The organism is Mesorhizobium sp. M0664 (assembly GCF_040320565.1).
Classification (GTDB): Bacteria; Pseudomonadota; Alphaproteobacteria; order Rhizobiales; family Rhizobiaceae; genus Mesorhizobium.
Genome location: NZ_JAMYPW010000023.1, coordinates 53,073 through 71,979, shown reverse-complemented (window position 1 = coordinate 71,979; position 18,907 = coordinate 53,073). Strand labels below are relative to the sequence as shown.

Sequence of the window (18,907 nt, the reverse complement as noted above, 5' to 3'; positions counted from 1 at the left end):
CCCACAAGGACGGCTGCAGACGATATCAACGCCATCATTCCAATGGCTCGACCATTGATCCAAGAACTCAAGAGGCATCTTGGCATTTCGACCGCAGCTCCATAGCCCTTTACGCCCCATAATTTGGGCTGAAATCAGGCCGATAGGATCGTAACACCCTTGAAGGGGATACGGGCGTCTGCGGGAACACCCTCAGCAATAGGAACAGCCATCAATTGGACTTTGAAGCCATCCTCGGCCAGACGGCCTTGCGAGGCGACACCCCGCAAGGCGTCGGTCAAGTCGATGTAGACATTTCTTCCGCCGCCGTGATGCGCATGCGCTCCGCCGGGCCCGAAAAAGCTGAACACACCTGCGCAAAGCTTGTCGTCAGTTGGCGTTTCAGGTGAGAGATAGGGACAATTCACGAACACCCCTACGGTCATATCGGTGTTTTGAGGAACTTCAACGCCTTCTATGCGTGCAATGATGCGGCTCGGCTCGATTGCTTTAAGGGACGTTTCGGGTGCGTAGAAGACTCGCACATCTGATAGAACTTTGACCAAATCGTTTACCTTCACATCGACTGCTCTTTCGATGTTTGGCAGCGCGGGACCTGAAGAGGCAGCTGACCCTATGGACATGGGAATGGTCACATTAAGCTTCGAGAGCAACGAGTCTCCACCCACGTCGAACTTCTGTAGATCGAGTTTCGCGGAAATTTGTTCGATCACCGCCGGCTCTATCGTATCATAAATGTAGTCAAACGATCCCAGCGACAGCGCGCCCTTCGACGTGGTATTACTGACTGCCTTGCCATCCGCATCATAAAAGCTGTCGGGATACGTGTTGTTCGGGTCCCCAGAAGTATTTCCGACAGCCTGCCATTCGGCCCAAATGCGATCGATATTGCAATGGTGGAGCCAGAATATGGGGTCAAGAGAAGACATTCCGCTGCCCATGTGGCCCTTTGCACCGTGGAGAGATCCCACAGCCACATGAGTGTTGTTGTGCGGTTGCCCCTCGAGCAGGCCGGTGAATATCTCGAAGTCGGGCTGACTGCGAATACCGTCCAAAGTGGATTTCAGGAACGAATTGGCGAACTGCGGGATCGACGTCATAGTCTGCCCCCTGGCAATCCCGCGTGCACCGACAGTGGTTACTTCACCTGGTCCCCAATTGTCGGATTGCTCGTTTGATTGATCGCTCCAGTGGACCACATTGAGTTGCGAAATGTCGAAGAAGGTATCTGGAACTTTGCTATTGCTCTCCTCCCAATCCCAATACGCCAGCGCAAAATCCGGCTTGCCAATCAGCTTTGCACAAATCTGCTCAAAGAATGAAAGATACCATCGATGCCAGTGCGTAAAATCAGTAACGCCGTGGGTGCAGTGGCGTATGTGGATCAGTGCCTGATTTCGCCAGTTGCGTTGGTCGCTCACGGGTAACTCGTGCATGGCCTGGATGGCTTGCGCATAATCAGAAAAGAAGGGATCGGTAGGCGCCATGGTAGAGGCATTGCGGCGAACGCGAGACGCTGCTGACCAAGCTGGTCGATAGCGGAGAATTGCCGGCGCCGCTACACCAACTGCCGTGGCCGCCAGGAAACTGCGACGAGTGAGCATTTGTGACCCCTTCCCTTGATTGCTGCGGGTGTAATGAATTCATGTCGATTGGTCGTCACTGTTGGACTGCTATGAACGAGGCTACATAGCCCGCAGGCGCACCATTGTGCGGCTTGGCTCTTATGACGCTCCCGACCAGAGCGGGAACCTGTCCCACCCCTTGTGGCCAGGTATGCGCCAAGTATCCGAAGTAATCATATTCCCAATCTTGGGTGGCTGTGCCGGCCCGTCCCATTCCGACGATTTGAACCGTCAGGGGCGCGCCGGATGCAGCTGGTTGGACGCTTCCATGGAGATCCAGGCCACCGCCGCTCCAGTCGATTGTTCCCGTGAGTGTGTTGTCAGCGGCAACGTCAAACGTAAAAGTAGCCTCCGCGAAAAAGAGGCCAAGAGCCGTCTGGTCATTGTCGGTTACGAGATTCTTGTTGTTGTGGAAGCTGCGGTATGTCCATTTTCCTGTAATGTCCTGAGGCGAATTCGGCGCTGCGGCCAGTCCGCCAATTCCGATGCCCACGCTCATCAAAAGCGCCAACACGAAGCGCCAAAATCGAACGCGCTCTGAGGTGGCGCGCCGCGCACAAGAAAGCCAGCGTTTGCGACGCACGCGATAGTCGCCTCGTCGTTGCACGATGTTTTTGGAGAGATGGTCTTCACGACTGTTGACGACGTGAGCGGCAATCATAGCGCGTCCCCCGGCTGGTCTTTACCAATCATTCGCAGCCGGCCTCAAGTCCGTCACCTGTCCGATCGGACAGTTGACTCAAATTAGGGATGAATCATGCGCCTGCGCACCGCCTCAACGATTGCTTGCGTAGTCGTGGCGACACCGAAAGCCTCGCGAGCTCTTGTGGCGTGCCATTTGACAGTTCGCTCTGCCAGACCAAGAATTTGGGATGTTTCGGATGAGGTTTTGCCGGCGGCGGCCCATAATAGCACCTCCTTCTCGCGCTCGGTCAGGAGCCCTTCATCGACCTCGTCAACATTCGATATTGCTTGGATTGTCATACCGGCGTAGACCGCCATGGTGACCAGCTGTACCTCCTCCCGCGGCGAGAGAGAGCAGACCTTCGCTGAAGAGGCAAACGACAGCACTGATTGCCAATGGTGGACACTCAGCATCGGCACGGCAAAACCACTCGAAATGCCAAACTCAGTGGCCTCACCCGCAACATGCCGCGACGCCGTTGACTCGGACCACTTCGCTGGGACGTCGGCCCAAAGAAATGGCTTCAAGGTCTTTGCGGAATAGATGCAAACTCCATCAACTGCCGCGTATTCAGCTTCTACGTACCGCTCAAACCAGCCCTTGGGCCACCCATTGAGCTCAACCATGGGGGCAAGTTTCTGCCCACCAAGCGGAACGCCGCTCAGGATGAGGTGCTCGAATCCGAGATTTCGCACTGTTTGGAGCAAGTCAGTCAGAAGGGGGCCAGGCGCGGTGTGCGTTCTGCAACGCTCAACGAATTCGAACACATCCGAGTCGATCATCGACGCCACCCGCCTGCTCTGCGACGCAGCCAAACTAATTTAGCTGACGCAAACATACTATTAGTGACGGGCGTTTCTCTAGCAACTATTTAATCGTTTAACAGTAGCGACTGTGTTATTTCCAAGTGGTTCGCCAGCTGGTAGCGGGTACCTTTGTCAATCCCGCCGTTTGGCAGCGCGTGCACCGATGTCACGGGCGAGATCGTGACGAGCCTTTTCGAATTCGCATCTGCAATCCCCTCAGGAAGGCGACAACCATTGCAGATCGCCGCGCGCGTGCGCACGCACGCCCCGCCCGTGTGAATCACACAGTCGGCCGGAAACTAGTGGCAGTGATACTCGCCAGTCTTGTGGTTTGTATGGCACCCGTTGGCATCAGTGCCACCGCCGTGTGCAAGGCCGTTGGTTGCAAAAGTCAATGTAAAAGCTCCGAACGCAGCCCAAATCGCTATTTTCATTATGCTTTCCCAAGTAATTTTGACAAAAAACCACTATTGCCGCGCCGGCACAACTGTATGTTTTGGAAATGGAACGCAAGCAGATCAGGGGGTCCGAATTGTTTTCCGTGTCTGTGAGCAAAAACTGGCCAGCATCCGGGGAAGATTGCGTGCAAGCCCGTTCGCCGGCAAATTCGACAACAAAATTCAAAGGGTGCATGATCTGGTTAGGTGCCGGGGGATATCTTCATGCGTTGGCGTTTGTATTTTGCCGTTTTTAGCCAATGCGTTCAGTCGATCGTACGCGATTGCGGACTGATACCGCCACTCAGTCAACTATGTAGCCTTCGCCGCTTGGATAGCGCGAAGCATTTCCGGCTTCAGGTGCGTATAGCGCCGCAACATCTTCCAATCCTTGTGCCCTGTGACCAGCGCTACCTGTTCAATTGTGAACCCAGCTTCGAAAAGGCGGCTCGTTCCTTCGTGCCGCAAATCGTGAAAATGAAGGTCGCGTATGTCCAGGTCAGCGCACCCTCGACGGAATGCGGTGCCGACTGACCTATGATTGAATGGGAAAATTCGATCATCGTCATTGCTTCGCTTGGCCAGCTGATCCTCGACGATGGCCCATGCGTCGTATCCAGTTGCCGCGAATAGGGGTATGCGCTGATTGTTCCCGTTTTTGTTTCGCGGGTCTTTCCGGTCACGGATTAGAAGCATCCGCGTGCGAGTGACCATGTCGGACTACCGCGCCTTACAGATCTCCTCTTGACTCATCGCAGTTGCGACTGCGAAACGTATGATCTGGCTAACCGGTGCGATCTGACGAGGGTTTGCATCGAAGTAAGCGATAAGCCTGTCGAGTTCATCTTGGGTTGGCCGCCTGTCGCGCTGATGACCTTTCCCAACGAGACCAAGCCTCTTTAGGGCAATACGCGCGAGATCAACCGGTTCCACCTTGACTGGCAGACCGTGCACCGCAGCGGCATGAGCCAGAATGAGCTTTACAAAGCCGATGTCGATACCGAGAGTCATCGGTCCGGCACCTTGGGCGGCTCGATCACGACCAAAGCGAATGAGCCGTTCTCGATCGAGGGCCGCGATGCTGCACTTCCCAAGATGCCTTCGCAGCATATCGAGGCTGCAGCCTTGGAGCGGAGAGGGGACTTGCCTACATCGCACATGTCGTCGATATGAAGGTCGATGAGTTGGCAGAAAGTTTTTAGTCGCGCTACACGGGACTTGCTCGGTGCCTCACCACGATCGATTTGGCGCTCGGCATCGGTTGCCCACCGCCGTGCATCGTCCCGACGCAGGAAGGTCTCGCTGACGTATCGACCCTTGCGACGGATTTGGACACGCCAGGAGCCGGACGAGAGTTTCGTATAGGTGGCCAATTTCGTGTGCGCTCCGTGTGCACTGAGGGATCGAAAGGTGGCGAAAAGGGTCGTATTCTGTCGTAAATTCGTGTGCCCTCGGCAGGGTCTAACGATTTGATGTTAAGAAAAAATGCTGAAAAATCAAGATCATAGACTAGCCGTGGCACCCATGATGTCCTGACCAGACCATGGCGTGGCGATCGAGCAGTCGACCGTGAACCCGCCTTGCCGCCTTTGTTGAGCCTGGTTGATCCACATCAGGGTTATCTCTTCATTGGCATGGTTTCATCGACCAATCTTTCAAGGGCAAACGCATGTCTAACGGACAGGTCGCGTGAGACGCTGGGGGAGATGGCCGCAAACCGTGGATCGATTGCGATGCGTTCCAGAGCCCTTCGTATCGCAGATAGCCGAGGCAATGGCGGCACGCTGATGGCCGGCTCTGTCGATACATTCGACATCATTGTCGTCGGAGCCGGGCCGGTCGGACTTTCCTTCGCCGCATCGCTTGCCCAGAGCCGACTCAAGGTGGCAGTGGTTGAACGGCAGTCGCTCGAAAGCCTGGCGAATCCGGCTTTCGACGGTCGCGAGATCGCGCTGACCCACGCTTCGGTTGGAATCCTTCGCGAGCTCGGCGCCTGGGATATCATCCCCGCTTCGGACAAATCACCACTTCAAGGCGCGCGTGTGCTCAACGGATCGAGCCCTTTCGCCCTGTGCTTCGATTCTCCCAGCGGATCTGCGGAACCACTCGGAATTCTGGTCCCAAATTGTCGGATCCGCGACGCCCTGTTCAAGATTGTCCACTTCCAGGATCATGCCCAGCTGCTGTGCGGCCGCTCGGTCGTCAATGCAACAACCAGCCACAAAGAAGCAGTCATAACGCTCTGTGATGGCAGGCAATTGGCCGCTCGGCTGCTCGTTGCAGCGGATTCGCGTTTGTCCGCGACGCGTGACCTGCTCGGCATTGGCGCCGACATCAATCGGCTTGGCAACTCCATGCTGATTTGCCGAGTGAGGCACGAGCGCGCCCATCACCAGATCGCGGTCGAATGGTTCGATCACCATCAGACGATAGCGATGTTGCCGCTCATGGAAGGCGTCTCGTCGCTGCTTCTCACGTTGCGCTCAAGCGAGGCCGACAGACTGCTTGCTCTCGACGACGATTTGTTCCTCATGGAATCGACGAGCCGGTGTCGAGGACGCTTCGGAGAGATGACCTTGGCAAGCACCCGCCATACCTATCCGCTGGTCACGACCTGGGCGCACAAGTTCTGGGCTCCGAGTGCGGCACTGATCGGCGATGCTGCCCTCGGCATGCACCCGGTGACCGCGCATGGCTTCAACATCGGCCTCAGTGGCCAGAAGCAACTCGCCGATAGAATCCTGGCGGCATGTCGCGAGCGCCGCGACATTGCTGATCCCGACATACTCGGCAGATACGAAAGCCGGCTGCGTCTGTCGGCGGCACCGCTTTATCATGCTACGAATGCACTTGTCGCTCTCTACTCAGGCGAGCACCCGGCGGCACGGCTTGCAAGACATGCAGGGCTTCGCTTTGCCCAATATCTTCCCTTTATCCGCCATGGCATTTCGGCCATGCTCAGGCGGTGAATCGCAGGCAGCGCTGCCGCTCTGGAACGCTATCTCGGCCCGGCTTTTTGTCTCGCCGGGCGCGTTGATGCCGTTGGCAGGGCTGCTTCCATGGTGACGTTGCCGATTCTGGGATGATTCGGATCAAGGCACGCGTGCGGGCAAGAGCTTGATGGTCAGACGGCAAGGCCAAGAGCAGACGTGCGCCCCGAAGACATGGTGAGCGCACTGGTTAGCCCCGCTGGATAGTTAACCCGTCCTTCAGTGGGCCTGCGTAAGCTTGTCCTCGCGAACAACGATGGGAGCAAGCCGGTCCGTCCATGGCCCCGAAGAAAGTAGACACGCTGGAGGCCAAAATCCGTCAGGATCAGCTTGCTGACCTGAGGACCGGCCTCTTCGTGTCGATGCCGATAAGCGCTATCCTGTCAGGCCTGATTTTGACGGTGCACGCCCTTTCTGGCAGCGGCTTTGCCGCTGCAATCTGGTTCCTGGCCGTCAATGCGATAAATGCCGCCCGCCTTGCACTCGCGCGTTATCAGCTAAAGGAAACGGGGCGCCATGACGGTTTAGTGGGGGTTTTGCCGCGGCTTCGCTGGTTTGGCATCCTTGCCCTTCTGGCAGGGTTTGCCTGGTCCTTCCTGGCCGTCCTGACTGTTGGATACACGACACCTCAAGCACCGCTGCATCTGGTCATTCTGGCGGGCATTTCAGCTGGTGCGGTTACATACGGCAGTTCGTATGCCGCGGCGGCGACCAACTTCATCACACCTCCGCTCCTCATCACGGTGGGTTGCCTTTTGGCGAAAGGCAATTTTGAAGACTACATTCTGGCTTTTACCGTTCTGCTCTTCATGGGCGGCTTGGTTCGAGCTTCGTTTGTCGGGCAAGCACGGTTCCGCGAAGCGAGCCGCCTGAGGCATGAGGCCGAGCGGCTTGCGGCGGAGATGAAGGCCAGTTCCAGGCAGGACCACCTGACGGCCCTTCTCAACAGGCGTGGCCTCGAACACGCTATCGGACGGTTCGAGACCGCGGATAGCCCCTTCGTGGCAATGCTGATTGATCTGGACGGGTTCAAATCCGTCAACGATACCTACGGTCACAGGACCGGTGATGAACTGCTTGTCAGGATCGCCCGCCGCATAGAGGAGGAAGCACCGGAAGGCTCAACGCTCGCTCGTATCGGCGGCGATGAATTCGTGCTGTTTTTTCCCTCAACGAGGGTTTCGCTTTCTGCCAGTGATCTCGCCTCCAATATCATAGCCAAAATTGCCCGCCCCTATATCGAGGTCGCGTCCGTCCGGGTCGGGGCATCAATAGGAATATACCTGGCGGAAAGCCCGGGCCTGACCGAAATGTTGTTGCGGGCGGATATCGCCCTTTATACGGCCAAGCGTCGTGGCAGGAACGAATTTTGCCTGTTCGATGCCGAACTCGACAGGGAACTGCAACGCCGCCAGTCCGTCGAACGGGACCTTCATTCGGCGATAAAGACGAGAAGCTTGCAACCTTGGTTCCAGCCGATCGTGAAACTCGACACCGAGGCTGTGGTCGGCTTTGAAGCCTTGCTGAGGTGGTCCCATCCGACTCATGGTGCCATCTCTCCACCCGAAATCATCACAGCTGCACGCGAAACCGGAATGCTTCAGCTGCTGACGCAAACCGTATTCGCCGACTGTTGTGCTTTTATCGACGGCCTGGTGAAAGCTGACTGTCGTGATCTCCGTGTGGCGATGAATGTTTCACCGCGCGAACTGGAAGCCGGCGATATCGACGACATGGTTCTGGATGGTCTGGCGGCAAGAGGTCTCCCTGCAACGATGTTCGAGATCGAGATTACCGAAGAATCCCCGGTTGACCCGGACAGAGTGGATGAAAAGCTCGGACGGCTTTCACATGCGGGCATTTCCATCGCGCTCGATGACTTCGGCACCGGCTTTTCTACGTTGGCATCGCTCAAGGACAGTCGGATACGCAAGGTGAAAATAGACCAGGGCTTCATTCGCGGCTTGGCCAAGTCCCGAGAGGACCGACTGCTTGTCAAATCGGTCATCGATCTCGGTAACATGCTCGGGATCGAGGTCATGGCCGAGGGCGTCGAAACAGAGGCGGATCGGCAAACCCTGCACAAGCTTGGCTGCCGAACCGCTCAAGGCTTCCTGTTCTCCAAGGCTGTGCCTCTGAGCCAAGCACTGGAAATGGCAGTCAAACAGCACGCGAACCAGTTGTGACCGCTCCCGCCGCGCCGTCTCTCGCGGCCGTGCGCTCATGAATGGCGGGTATCTGAACTTCCTTGTTTGAAGAGCATGACAGTCCGTGCTGTGCGTCAGCCCGCGAACAGTTCCTTGTAGCCGGTCGTCACCATCCAGTTCGCACGGTCGATATGGCTGCGAAGAGCCTTGCGGGCGCGGACCGGTTCAAGGGCCGGGTCGATGCCGAGAATGAGATCGGCCATCTCCTCTTCGCTGGCATTGTCGGCGCAGGCATCCAGGATCCGCAGGTAGATCGTGAAATGCTCCCTGTCGTAGGCCGTCAGGCTCTCCGACCAGGGGACTTCGTCGCACAGAGTTGAGCTTCGACTTTCATCTGTTCCCATTGATCGATTCATGCCTGTTGCGAGCCTCGGCTGTTGAGCGCTGGATGCAACGCAGCATATCCCAAAATGGGATAATCCGAAACCGGGATTAGTCGCTGATCCGGTCTTTACCCGACCGGTTCGCCTACATGCCCAAATCTCTTCGATCGCCCCGCCACCAGCGGTTTCTGGCCCAGTTGGTTTCCCTGCGCAAGGCCAAAGGCCTGACTCAGGCGCAGGTGGCCGAGAAGCTTGATCGTCCCCAATCCTTCGTGGCCAAGTACGAAGGTGGAGAGCGGCGTCTCGACGTCATCGAGTTTCTCGACTTAACTGCGGCGCTTGACGCTGATCCGTGCGAGATTCTGTCCAGCCTGCGGCCTAACGGGCGCCTGCGCGTCTAACGGCTCGCGCCGGTACCGTGAACCGAGCGTGCTTTTCTTCGGCAAGTTGCCATTCCGCTGCGGGTGGGTCTTTACCAAGCCATGCCGATATAGGATCATAATCCTAGGTGGGGCGATTCCTCAACGGAGATCGCAATGGCTAGGACCAAACTTTCCAAGCAGCTTTCACAGGCTGAAATCGAGCGCTTTCTCGCGGAGGCGGAACGGCTGCACCAGAGCATCGTCCAGCCGCTTCTATCACCTACCAGCAACCATTACCGGGCTCTCCAACGCACCCATGAAGCGCTGTTGAAGACGGTGAAGGATATCACCGGTAAGGATGCGCCGTTCATTCGATGGTTCGGAACAGGACCGGTGAATTAGACCAGACTTATAGACTCCAGTCTGCAAACGTCGCATTCTCTCTTCGGGGAGAAGGGGCGTGGGCAACCATCGCTATCAAGACAATCGGTACAACCGTCGCAGGTACGGCGAGCGCCATCGTTCGAAGGACGTTCCGTTGTGGGCAAAGATCGTTGCTGGTGGAACAATCCTGGCTGGCTTTCTTGCCTTCGAAATCGGCCCTGCCGCTCTCGGCTGCAACATCAAAGCCAATATCAGCTACAACACGGGCGAGCGCATCTATCATGTTCCCGGACAGGAATATTACTGGGAGACGCGCATCAACCTGTTGAAAGGCGAGCGCTGGTTTTGTTCGGAGGAAGCCGCGCGCAAGGCTGGGTGGCGGAAGTCTCGGGTCTGAGCGTCCGTGGTAAATGCTTGCGAAAATGCTGCATCGCACATGTTTTCGGTGCAGCATTCATTTGAAGTATTTATCGCGATCCGTTCGAAAAATCTGTCCAGCCTGCCGTCCTGGCGGGCGCCCGCGCGCCTGACGACGCGCACCAGGTGCTCGTGAACCGAGCCCGCTTTTCTTCGGCAAGCTCAGGCGGTCTCGGCCATTCGGCTTCGCCCCTTGGCGTGGGCAGCCCTTCGGGCTGCGACGGCCGCCGCCCTTGCGGGCGGCGCGGTTTGTCTGTTGGCCTTTCCCGGTGGCGCGGGGTGGGCGGCACTCCCTTCTAGGCCCGCCGCGGCAGCCCGCAACCCTTCGCGTGCCGCTCAGGGTCCTCCTCTTCGTTCCGGTCCTTCGGATGCGGTCCGCCTACCACGGCGGGCCTTTCCGGTCGCGACTCGCCGCCCATCCCGCTTCCGGGGAAAGGCGCGGCGATTGGCGAGCGGAGGATGAGACGATGCATGCAAACAGCAAGCGTTGTGCCAGCACAGAGGCTGGCGCAGGCAAGGGCGGGCGCCCCAGCGCCAGCCTTTATCAGGAGATCACGGACCGCATCATTGCCGAGCTGGAGCGCGGCACCGTGCCATGGGTCAAGCCATGGGGCAGCGCAAAGGCAGGCCTTGGCCTGCCCAGGAATGCATCCTCTGGGCGCACCTATTCCGGCATCAATATCCTCATCCTGTGGGGCGCGGTCATCGAGCGCAGCTATCCCAGCCAGAACTGGCTCACCTTCCGGCAGGCGCTCGTCCTTGGCGGCAACGTCAGGAAGGGCGAGCGCGGCACGACCATCGTGCATGCCGACCGCTTTGTCCCCAAGGACGAGAAGGAGCGCGCACGCCACGAGGGCGATGAACCACAGGCCGTGCCTTTTTTGAAGCGCTTCACCGTCTTCAATGTCGCGCAGTGCGATAATCTTCCGGAAGACCTCTATGCCGCCGCCGAGCCGCTGCCTCAGTGCGAGATCGTGCCGCAGGCCGAGACGCTCATTCGCGCCAGCGGTGCGGATTTCAGGGTCGGCGGCGATCGCGCTTTCTACATGCTGGGCAGCGACCACATTCAGGTGCCGCCGCAGCCGGCGTTCCATCACCAGATCGACTATTACCGGACCTGCTTTCACGAGCTTGGCCACTGGACCGGCCACCCAACGCGGCTTGCTCGCGACCTCTCCGGCTCGTTCAGCTCCAAGGCTTACGCGCGTGAAGAATTGGTCGCCGAAATCACTGCCGCCTTCGTCTGCAGCAACCTCGGTATCGAGCCGACCGTGCGTCATGCCGATTACATCAGCTCATGGCTGAAGGTGCTGCGCGAGGACAACCGCGCGATCTTCCGTGCCGCCAGTCTTGCCTCCAAGGCCGCCGATTTCCTGTTTGGCTTTAAGGACGATGCCAAAAGCGAGGCGCAGGAAGGCATTGCGGCATGACGATGCGCGATCCTCAACTGACCGCGACCGAGCCGACGCCGCAAGGCGAGCAGATGCTCATTCCCGGTGGCCGGCGGATCACCACGCGCGATCGGCTCACCCTCCTGATGGACGCGCCGATGTCTCCGCGCGCGGCGCAAAAGCCGCTCGATATCGGCCTCTTCGATGAAGCCAGCAGAAATCAACTCGACCTGTTCTGACAAGGAGTCTTTCCATGATCCTGATCACCGATCCACTGCGCGCACGACTGCTCGCCAATGGCGCCGCCGACGCCGACATCGACCATTTTCCCGTTGTGAAACTGTTTAATCCCACAGGTGCCGCGACGTGGCTTCTGAGCGAACTCGACGCCGATGGCGACACGCTGTTCGGTCTTTGCGATCTCGGCTTCGGCTTCCCCGAACTCGGCAGCGTCAGTCTGGCCGAGCTTGCATCCGTAAAAGGTCCGCTTGGCCTCGGCATAGAGCGCGACCTGCATTTCCAGGCGCGCTTTCCGCTTTCCGTCTATGCCGAAGCCGCCCGTATTTGCGGCCACATCACCGAGGCCGAGCGACTTCTGCGGCAGGCAGCAGACGCCCTTTCAAAGCCCCATTCCGAGCTTCCGCCCGACACGGCGGAACAGCAGCGCCGATAGGCGCAAAAACCGTCCCGCCCCGCCGGCCTTCGGCCTCTGCGGCGGGACAACCTCAACCAAAGCGAAAGAGAGTAACCATGCAGCTTGCCCACATACCCTTGGATTGGCTCAATATTTCCGCGCTCAACATGCGCCATGGAAAACGCGCGCCCGACATATCCGACATCCTGCCGTCAGTGCGTGCGCGCGGCGTGCTGGTGCCTCTCCTTGTGCGGCCCAATGGCCAGCCGGAAACCTTCGAGATCGTTGCCGGCAGGCGGCGCTATTTCGCCGCGAAATCGCTTGCCGACGAGCGCGGCGAAGGCGATCCCTTGCCCTGCGCCATCATGGAGGACGGTGATGACGCCGATGCGCTGGAAGCTTCGCTGATCGAAAACCTCGCCCGCCTCGATCCTGACGAAGTATCGCAATGGGAGACGTTTTCGCGGCTCGTCAGGCAAGGCCGCACCGTTCCCGACATCGCTGCGACCTTCGGCATCACTGACCTGAAGGTCAAACGCATTCTGGCGCTTGGCGACCTCTTGCCCAAAATCCGCGAAGCCTATCGCCGCGAGGAGATCGACGCCGAGACGGTGCGCCATCTCACCATGGCGTCCAAGGCGCAGCAGAAGGACTGGCTGGCACTCTGTGCCGATCCCGATCAATACGCGCCGCGTGGCTTTCAATTGAAGCAATGGCTGTTCGGCGGCCAGTCGATTTCCACCAAGGTGGCGCTGTTTGCCATCGAGGAGTATCCCGGCCTGATCACCTCGGATCTGTTCGGCGAGGACAGCTATTTCGCCGATGCCGACCTGTTCTGGCAAAAGCAGAACGAAGCGATTGCCACCAGACGCGACACATATCTCAACGACGGCTGGAGCGAGGTGGTGCTGCTGGAACCGGGCCAATATTTCCACCGATGGGACCACGAGAAGACCCCGAAGAAGAAGGGCGGCAAGGTCTTCATCGCGGTCACGTATCGCGGCGAGGTCGAGTGTCACGAGGGCTGGCTGTCACACAAGCAAGCCCGCCGCGCCCGCGAGGGCGGCGAGCAAGACGAAACAGCCGCCAAGCCGCCGCGCCCCGAACTCACCGGCCCGATGCAGAACTATATCGATCTGCATCGCCATGCCGCCGTGCGCGCCGCCATGCTCGACCATCCCGCCGTGGCGCTGCGCCTCGTGGTGGCTCACGCCATCACCGGGTCCGGCTTGTGGCAGGTGCGCCGTGAGCCACAGCGCGCAGTCAACGAGACGGTGACTGCCAGCCTTGCCGGCTGCAAGGCTGAAGCTGCATTCGGCAAAAAGCGGCGCGAAGTGTTGGCCCTGCTCGGATCACCGGATGCGGATGGCGTGGTCGCCGGCGGCAATGGCGACGCCTTTGCTATCGCCGGCGTGTTCGCGCGCCTCTTGGCGCTGTGCGACGACGATGTCATGCGCGTTCTCACCCTTGTCATGGCCGAGACGCTTGCAGCCGGCAGCGCCGTCATCGAGGCGCTCGGCAACCATCTGAACGTCGATATGGGCGCATGGTGGCAACCGGACGATGCCTTCTTCGACCTCTTGCACGACAAGGAAATCGCCAATTCGATGCTGGCCGAGGTCGGCGGCAAGCTGGTCGCGGACGGCAATGTCGCCGAGAAGGTCAAGACGCAAAAGAAGATCATCCGTGACTTCCTGGCGGGCGAGAATGGCCGCCTCAGGGTCGAGACCTGGCTGCCGCGCTGGATGAAATTCCCCGCCGAAAGCTACACCAGTCGCGGCGGTTTCCGCACCGCCGATCAGTGGGCACAAGTGCAGCCGCTGTTCGCGCGCGAATAGTCGATCAGGGCCCGAGCGGCGGTTCTCTCGAGTACCGCTGCTCAGGTCGCGCGCGCCGCTCCGGGCCGCGCCGGCTGCCGATTGGTCGTCTTGTCGAGCCAGTGCCGCGCGCGAGAAATCCCGACGCCAACTCGCCCCCATTTCGGCAGCCCTGCACCGCGCCGGGTTGCTTGCCGAGGCGCTCCGCGCATGGGCCAATTACTGATCCGGTTGCCGACAGAGCCCCCGCAGCCAGCGCCCTGTAATGCCGCCTGCTCGTTTGTGCCGCCGATCGCGCCACCTGTCTCCATGGTGTCTCAGGACCATTCCCCTGCGGCTGGCTTGACGACCTATGGGCGGATCCGGCCCGCCCGAAACCCTCGCCAGCAGCTTTTTTCCCCGCCGCCTGCGGCGGCTTCCTCGCGCCGCTTCGCTTCAAAAAAGCTGTCCGCTCGGGTCCTCCGCTATCGCTGCGGCCGTCCCGGTTCCGCGGTCCGGACGCGCCCATCACGGTCTCGCCATCGCAGGGGAATGGTCCCCGGCGAGCACCAAAAAGGAGACTGAAAATGACCGCGATCGGATACGTCACCAAACAGGAAAACGGCGGCTACAAGGGCCAGCTCAAGACGCTCAGCGTCCGCGCCGACATCGACATCGTGCCCAATCAGGCAAAGAGCGCCGACACCCATCCCGACTTCCGGGTGCTGACGCAAGGGGTCGAAGTAGGGGCCGGCTGGATCCGCACCGGCGAGACCTCCGGCAAGGACTATGTGAGCCTGTCGATTGCCGCCCCGGAGTTCGGCCCGCGCAAGCTCTACGCCAATCTCGGCCGCGCCGCCGGCCAGGATGATGACGACACATACGCCATCATCTGGAACCCGGTCGACTGAACCGCCTGCCTCGAGCCTCGCGCCGCAACCGGCGCGGGGCTCTTCTCAAGAAGGGGCGGCGAAAACTCGCCCCCCACTCTTCGCCCGTCCCCAAAACGATCTCGCTCGCCGATCCTCGCCTTCGCTTGTCCGTAACGAAACGAGGACCATCATGGACGACGAAAACGAACGCGCGGCCCGCGCGAAGAAGGGCAGTCCGTTTCTCAACACCGCGCAGGCCGCCTTCTATATCGGGCTGTCCCAGCGCACGCTGGAGAAGATGCGGCTCAAAGGCGGTGGCCCGCAATTCCGCAAACACGGCCGCTATGTCCGCTATCACATCGACGAGCTCGACGACTGGTCGAAGGGACGCGCGCAGGAGACCCGGTCCCAGGATGGCGAGCACGATTCCGGATCGGCCGGTGAGGGAGGCCGCTCATGAGCCGGCGTCCCACCATCCGTCTGATCGGCAGCCATCTGCGGCGCATTCGGGCGCGCAAGACGATCGCCGTGGCCACAATAGGCCTCGGCCTGATCGGCTTCGCCGCTTTCGACAACCCATCGCCCTGGCTGGTCTGGAACGCCTCGGCCAGTGCGCCGGTCGGCCTCTATCGCCTCGCGTCCGGATCACCGGCTCGTGGCGATCTCGTGCTCGTCCGCCCGCCAAAACCGGTCGCCGATCTCGCCGCCGAACGCTTCTATCTGCCCAGCAATGTGCCGCTGGTCAAGCGCCTTGCCGCGCTGCCTGGCGAGCATGTCTGCGCCTTCGGCGACGCCATCATCATCGGCGGCGAGATTGTCGCGCGCCGGCTGGCAACCGACACGCAGCACCGTCCGCTGCCTTGGTGGAATGCCTGCCGCAAGCTCGCCGCCGACGAGTTTTTCCTGCTCGGCAACGATAGAAACCGCTCCTTCGACAGCCGTTATTTCGGGCCGGTGCCGGCCGAAAATATTGCCGGGAGGCTCGTGCCGCTATGGACCGAGTAACCCTCCTGATGCTGGGCATGGTCGCGATAGCGCCATGCGCCTGTTCCGCCGCGACCGACGCTCAGCCGGCCGCCATCTCCCGTGGTCCGCAGCTGGCAAGATGGCAGCACTACGTAGCTGAGGCAAGCCGGCGTTTCAGCATTCCACAGCCCTGGATTTATGCCGTCATGGATGCCGAAAGCCGGGGGCAGACAAAGCTGAATGGACGGCCGATCGCCTCCCACGCCGGCGCCGTCGGCCTCATGGAGGTGATGCCCGGCACCTACGAGGAGATGCGCGCAGAGCTTGGCCTGGGGGCCGATCCGCACGACCCTCGCGACAACATTCTGGCAGGCACTGCCTATCTGCGCGCCATGTATGACCGCTTCGGCTTCCCCGGCCTGTTTGCCGCCTATAACGCTGGGCCGGACCGTTACGAACAGCATTTGCAGCGTGGGCGACCGCTGCCCAGCGAGACGGTTTCGTATCTGGAAGAGCTCAAGGCGGCGGGGATCTCGGCCGCCGACATGGACGCGTTCACCGGCAAATCCCGTTCCGGAAAAGCGCCGGAAATCCCGTCCGGGCAGTCGCTGTTCTTCCTGCGAAACGGTGTTTCCGCGACCAATCCGAATGGCCAAATCGTGGTGCCGCTCGGATCGGAGCGAGCAAGGTCAGGCCGGCCGGATCGCAGGTGAGGGCACGGGTGCCGTGGGTCGGGTGGGGCAGGGAGGCAGGTCCGGGAAGGCAAGATAAAGGCATCGCCTCCCGGAGGCGGCGAAGTCTTTGTCTGCACATCGTTTTTCACGGAGGCTGCCTTCAGCGTCAGGAGAGCTGCTGCCGACAAACATCTGATTTTGCTTATGATTACTAGGAGGCTCAATGCAGGATGAAGAGTTCAAGCCGAGCCTGGGCAAAATCGGATCGCGCGGCTCGAAGGCAGGCAAGCGTTTCGCCGGCCAGATCCGCGCCGCGATCAACCGAGCCGGCGGCGGCAGCGGTCGCCCTGGCCGCTTCATCGGAAGCCGGGCGGGGCGCGGCGGGGCTGCTGCCGCCGTTCTCAGAGCGCGCGATCCCCACGCGGCGTTTCGGCAGCGGCGCGCCGTCGTCAAGGCGCGTATCGTCAAGCTGGCCGGCAAGGGTGTTGACGGGGCACGTGCACACCTTCGCTACCTCCAGCGCGACGGCGTCACCCGCGAAGGCGAGCCTGGCGAGCTCTATAGCGCCGACAGCGACCGCGTTGATGGCAAGGCCTTCATCGATCGTGCCGATGGCGACCGGCATCAGTTCCGCTTCATCGTCGCCCCTGAAGACGGCATCGAGTATGATGACTTGAAGCCGCTCACGCGGCGCCTCATGGCGCAGATGGAAGAAGACCTCGGCACTAGGCTCGACTGGGTGGCCGTCGATCATTTCAACACTGGTCATCCGCATACCCATATTATCGTCCGCGGCAAGGACGACCGCGACGAAAACCTCGTCATCGCGCGGGACTACATCTCGTCTGGAATCCGTGAACGGGCGGCGGAGCTGGTCAGCCTCGACCTTGGCCCGAGAACGGACCGCGAGATCGAGCAACGCCTGCGCCAGGAAATGGAGCGGGAACGCTTCACCAACATCGATCGGCAGCTGCTCCGCATGCGCGACCATGAGGGGCATGTCTCACCGGCCAGCCGAGACACGTTTCGCCAGACGCTGCACCAGGGCCGCCTGCGCAAGCTCGAGCGGATGGGTCTGGCTGAGGAAGTCGGCTCGGGCCGCTGGCGCCTTGATGGCGAGCTTGAAGCGACGCTGCGCCGCATCGGCGAGCGGGGCGACATCATCAAGACCATGCACCGCGAACTGACCGGCAAGGGGCTCGCCCGCAGTGCCGCCGACTATGTTGTCCATGATCGATCTGCAGAGCAGATGCAGCCTGTCGTCGGCCGCATCATTGCGCGCGGCCTGGCCGACGAAATCACTGACCGCCATTACCTCGTCGTCGACGGCGTGGACGGCAAAAGCCACTATGTTGATATCGGCAAAGGCGAGGCCACCCAACCGACGCCAGAGGGCTGCATAGTGCGGGTCACGCCGAGGGACACCGGGCCAAGGCAAGTCGACCGCACAATTGCCGAGATCGCCACGGCCCATGACGGGCGCTACAGCATCGATATCCATCTCAAGCATGACCCGTCGGCCACCGAACGCTTTGCCGAAACGCACGCGCGGCGACTGGAGGCGATCCGCCGGGCGACCGGTCGTGTCGAGCGCGAGCCGGACGGCACCTGGATCGTCGCACCGGATCATCTCGACCGTGTGTCTGACTACGAGCGTCAGCGGGCCGGGGCCGAGCCTGTCACGGTTGACAAGCTCTCATCGACGCCGCTGGAACAACAAGTCAGCTTCGACGGCGCCACCTGGCTCGATCGAGAGCTGGTTTCCGACATACCGGAGGCCTTGCACAGCTCTGGTTTCGGCCGCGATGTCCGAGAGGCGCAAGGCCGCCGACGGCAGTGGCTGATTGCGCAAGGTCTTGCTCGGGAAGAGCAGGACCGGATCGTCTATCGCGCCAACATGCTTTCGATGCTGCGCCAACGCGAGTTGAACCGCGTGGCCGGCCAGTTGTCGAACGAACTCGGTCTGCCCTATTCTGAAGCCCAGAGTGGAGATCGAATAGAAGGCACGCTCCGCCGCTCCGTCGAGCTCGCCGGCGGAAAATACGCTGTCATCGAGAAATCGCGCGAGTTCACGCTGGTGCCATGGCGGCCGGTGCTTGAGCATCATATCGGCAAGGAGGTTTCCGGCGTCGTGCGTGCAGAGGGGATTTCATGGACCATCGGCCGGCAGAGAAGCGGACCAAGCATTTCGTGACATGGCTACACAACTTCTTTTGCCCGCGTTGAAACAGGTACTCAGTCCGGACGGAGTTCGCCTGCTAATTGCCCGCGGCATTGATCTCGCGAGGGATAAATGGCTGGTCGTGCAAGACTTATCGTTCGCTCTACAAAATGCGCC

The 18,907-nt window shown here is 60.3% G+C and carries 22 protein-coding genes; 14 read left to right on the top strand and 8 right to left on the bottom strand.

Features of this window, described 5'->3' with window-relative positions; translation table 11 throughout:
* Positions 1 to 134: 134 nt before the first annotated feature.
* The 7 genes from NKI39_RS20460 to NKI39_RS20430 form a co-directional block, all read right to left on the bottom strand.
* Positions 135 to 1,604 carry a tyrosinase family protein gene (locus tag NKI39_RS20460; protein WP_352833949.1) on the bottom strand — a complete coding sequence of 490 codons (1,470 nt, stop codon included), beginning with the start codon at positions 1,602 to 1,604 and terminating at the stop codon, positions 135 to 137.
* Positions 1,605 to 1,659: 55 nt separating this feature from the next.
* Positions 1,660 to 2,286 (bottom strand): hypothetical protein, encoded by a 627-nt coding sequence (locus NKI39_RS20455; RefSeq protein ID WP_352833946.1) that lies wholly within the window; start codon positions 2,284 to 2,286, stop codon positions 1,660 to 1,662.
* 83 nt (positions 2,287 to 2,369) lie between these two features.
* Complete coding sequence (locus NKI39_RS20450; RefSeq protein WP_352833944.1) at positions 2,370 to 3,092, bottom strand: helix-turn-helix transcriptional regulator; 723 nt, start codon at positions 3,090 to 3,092, stop codon at positions 2,370 to 2,372.
* A 323-nt stretch (positions 3,093 to 3,415) separates the two neighbouring features.
* Positions 3,416 to 3,550 carry a YHYH domain-containing protein gene (locus NKI39_RS20445; protein WP_352692574.1) on the bottom strand — a complete coding sequence of 45 codons (135 nt, stop codon included), beginning with the start codon at positions 3,548 to 3,550 and terminating at the stop codon, positions 3,416 to 3,418.
* Positions 3,551 to 3,865: 315 nt separating this feature from the next.
* Positions 3,866 to 4,249, bottom strand: coding sequence for a tyrosine-type recombinase/integrase (locus NKI39_RS20440; RefSeq protein WP_352833984.1), 384 nt, complete (start codon positions 4,247 to 4,249; stop codon positions 3,866 to 3,868).
* 24 nt (positions 4,250 to 4,273) lie between these two features.
* Positions 4,274 to 4,564 carry a site-specific integrase gene (locus NKI39_RS20435; protein WP_352833942.1) on the bottom strand — a complete coding sequence of 97 codons (291 nt, stop codon included), beginning with the start codon at positions 4,562 to 4,564 and terminating at the stop codon, positions 4,274 to 4,276.
* The gene (locus NKI39_RS20430) at positions 4,561 to 4,926 is read right to left on the bottom strand and encodes a hypothetical protein (protein WP_352833939.1); all 366 of its coding nucleotides are present in this window, start codon (positions 4,924 to 4,926) and stop codon (positions 4,561 to 4,563) included. Before NKI39_RS20430 ends, NKI39_RS20435 begins: the two co-directional genes overlap by 4 nt.
* 414 nt (positions 4,927 to 5,340) lie before the next feature.
* Between NKI39_RS20430 and ubiM the strand changes: the two genes are divergently transcribed.
* Both ubiM and NKI39_RS20420 read left to right on the top strand, forming a co-directional pair.
* Positions 5,341 to 6,522 carry a 5-demethoxyubiquinol-8 5-hydroxylase UbiM gene (gene ubiM, locus NKI39_RS20425; protein ID WP_352833981.1) on the top strand — a complete coding sequence of 394 codons (1,182 nt, stop codon included), beginning with the start codon at positions 5,341 to 5,343 and terminating at the stop codon, positions 6,520 to 6,522.
* A 299-nt stretch (positions 6,523 to 6,821) separates the two neighbouring features.
* A complete protein-coding gene (locus NKI39_RS20420; protein WP_352833937.1) occupies positions 6,822 to 8,729 on the top strand; it encodes a putative bifunctional diguanylate cyclase/phosphodiesterase in 1,908 nt (635 codons plus the stop codon).
* A 95-nt stretch (positions 8,730 to 8,824) separates the two neighbouring features.
* On the opposite strand, the gene NKI39_RS20415 is transcribed toward NKI39_RS20420, so the two are convergent.
* Positions 8,825 to 9,094 (bottom strand): DNA -binding domain-containing protein, encoded by a 270-nt coding sequence (locus NKI39_RS20415; RefSeq protein WP_352833934.1) that lies wholly within the window; start codon positions 9,092 to 9,094, stop codon positions 8,825 to 8,827.
* 128 nt (positions 9,095 to 9,222) lie between these two features.
* Here NKI39_RS20415 and NKI39_RS20410 point away from each other — a divergent pair, with 128 nt between their 5' ends.
* The 12 genes from NKI39_RS20410 to rlxS all read left to right on the top strand — a co-directional run bounded on the left by NKI39_RS20410 (position 9,223) and on the right by rlxS (position 18,763).
* Positions 9,223 to 9,474, top strand: coding sequence for a helix-turn-helix domain-containing protein (locus tag NKI39_RS20410; RefSeq protein WP_352833931.1), 252 nt, complete (start codon positions 9,223 to 9,225; stop codon positions 9,472 to 9,474).
* A gap of 135 nt (positions 9,475 to 9,609) precedes the next feature.
* On the top strand, positions 9,610 to 9,837 hold the full coding sequence (locus NKI39_RS20405) for a hypothetical protein (RefSeq protein WP_352833928.1): 228 nt from the start codon (positions 9,610 to 9,612) through the stop codon (positions 9,835 to 9,837).
* Between the two features lie 58 nt (positions 9,838 to 9,895).
* Positions 9,896 to 10,216 carry a sunset domain-containing protein gene (locus tag NKI39_RS20400; RefSeq protein WP_352468497.1) on the top strand — a complete coding sequence of 107 codons (321 nt, stop codon included), beginning with the start codon at positions 9,896 to 9,898 and terminating at the stop codon, positions 10,214 to 10,216.
* A 487-nt stretch (positions 10,217 to 10,703) separates the two neighbouring features.
* The gene (locus NKI39_RS20395; protein ID WP_352833925.1) at positions 10,704 to 11,666 is read left to right on the top strand and encodes an ArdC family protein; all 963 of its coding nucleotides are present in this window, start codon (positions 10,704 to 10,706) and stop codon (positions 11,664 to 11,666) included.
* Entirely contained in the window at positions 11,663 to 11,866 is a 204-nt protein-coding gene (locus NKI39_RS20390; protein WP_352683952.1) for a hypothetical protein, read from the top strand. The genes NKI39_RS20395 and NKI39_RS20390 overlap by 4 nt, the downstream gene beginning before the upstream one ends.
* Positions 11,867 to 11,880: 14 nt before the next feature.
* Entirely contained in the window at positions 11,881 to 12,300 is a 420-nt protein-coding gene (locus tag NKI39_RS20385) for a DUF2958 domain-containing protein (RefSeq protein WP_352593336.1), read from the top strand.
* Between the two features lie 77 nt (positions 12,301 to 12,377).
* Positions 12,378 to 14,099, top strand: a complete 1,722-nt coding sequence (locus NKI39_RS20380; RefSeq protein ID WP_352833922.1) for a ParB/RepB/Spo0J family partition protein — start codon at positions 12,378 to 12,380, stop codon at positions 14,097 to 14,099.
* Between the two features lie 545 nt (positions 14,100 to 14,644).
* Positions 14,645 to 14,968 (top strand): DUF736 domain-containing protein, encoded by a 324-nt coding sequence (locus NKI39_RS20375; protein ID WP_023672372.1) that lies wholly within the window; start codon positions 14,645 to 14,647, stop codon positions 14,966 to 14,968.
* A 151-nt stretch (positions 14,969 to 15,119) separates the two neighbouring features.
* Complete coding sequence (locus tag NKI39_RS20370; protein WP_352690181.1) at positions 15,120 to 15,389, top strand: helix-turn-helix transcriptional regulator; 270 nt, start codon at positions 15,120 to 15,122, stop codon at positions 15,387 to 15,389.
* Positions 15,386 to 15,934: a signal peptidase I gene (gene lepB, locus NKI39_RS20365; RefSeq protein ID WP_352833919.1), complete on the top strand. Its 549-nt coding sequence runs from the start codon at positions 15,386 to 15,388 to the stop codon at positions 15,932 to 15,934. Before NKI39_RS20370 ends, lepB begins: the two co-directional genes overlap by 4 nt.
* Complete coding sequence (locus NKI39_RS20360) at positions 15,922 to 16,608, top strand: lytic transglycosylase domain-containing protein (RefSeq protein ID WP_352833917.1); 687 nt, start codon at positions 15,922 to 15,924, stop codon at positions 16,606 to 16,608. Before lepB ends, NKI39_RS20360 begins: the two co-directional genes overlap by 13 nt.
* Before the next feature lie 184 nt (positions 16,609 to 16,792).
* On the top strand, positions 16,793 to 18,763 hold the full coding sequence (rlxS, locus tag NKI39_RS20355; RefSeq protein ID WP_352833914.1) for a relaxase/mobilization nuclease RlxS: 1,971 nt from the start codon (positions 16,793 to 16,795) through the stop codon (positions 18,761 to 18,763).
* The last annotated feature ends 144 nt before the right edge of the window (positions 18,764 to 18,907 follow it).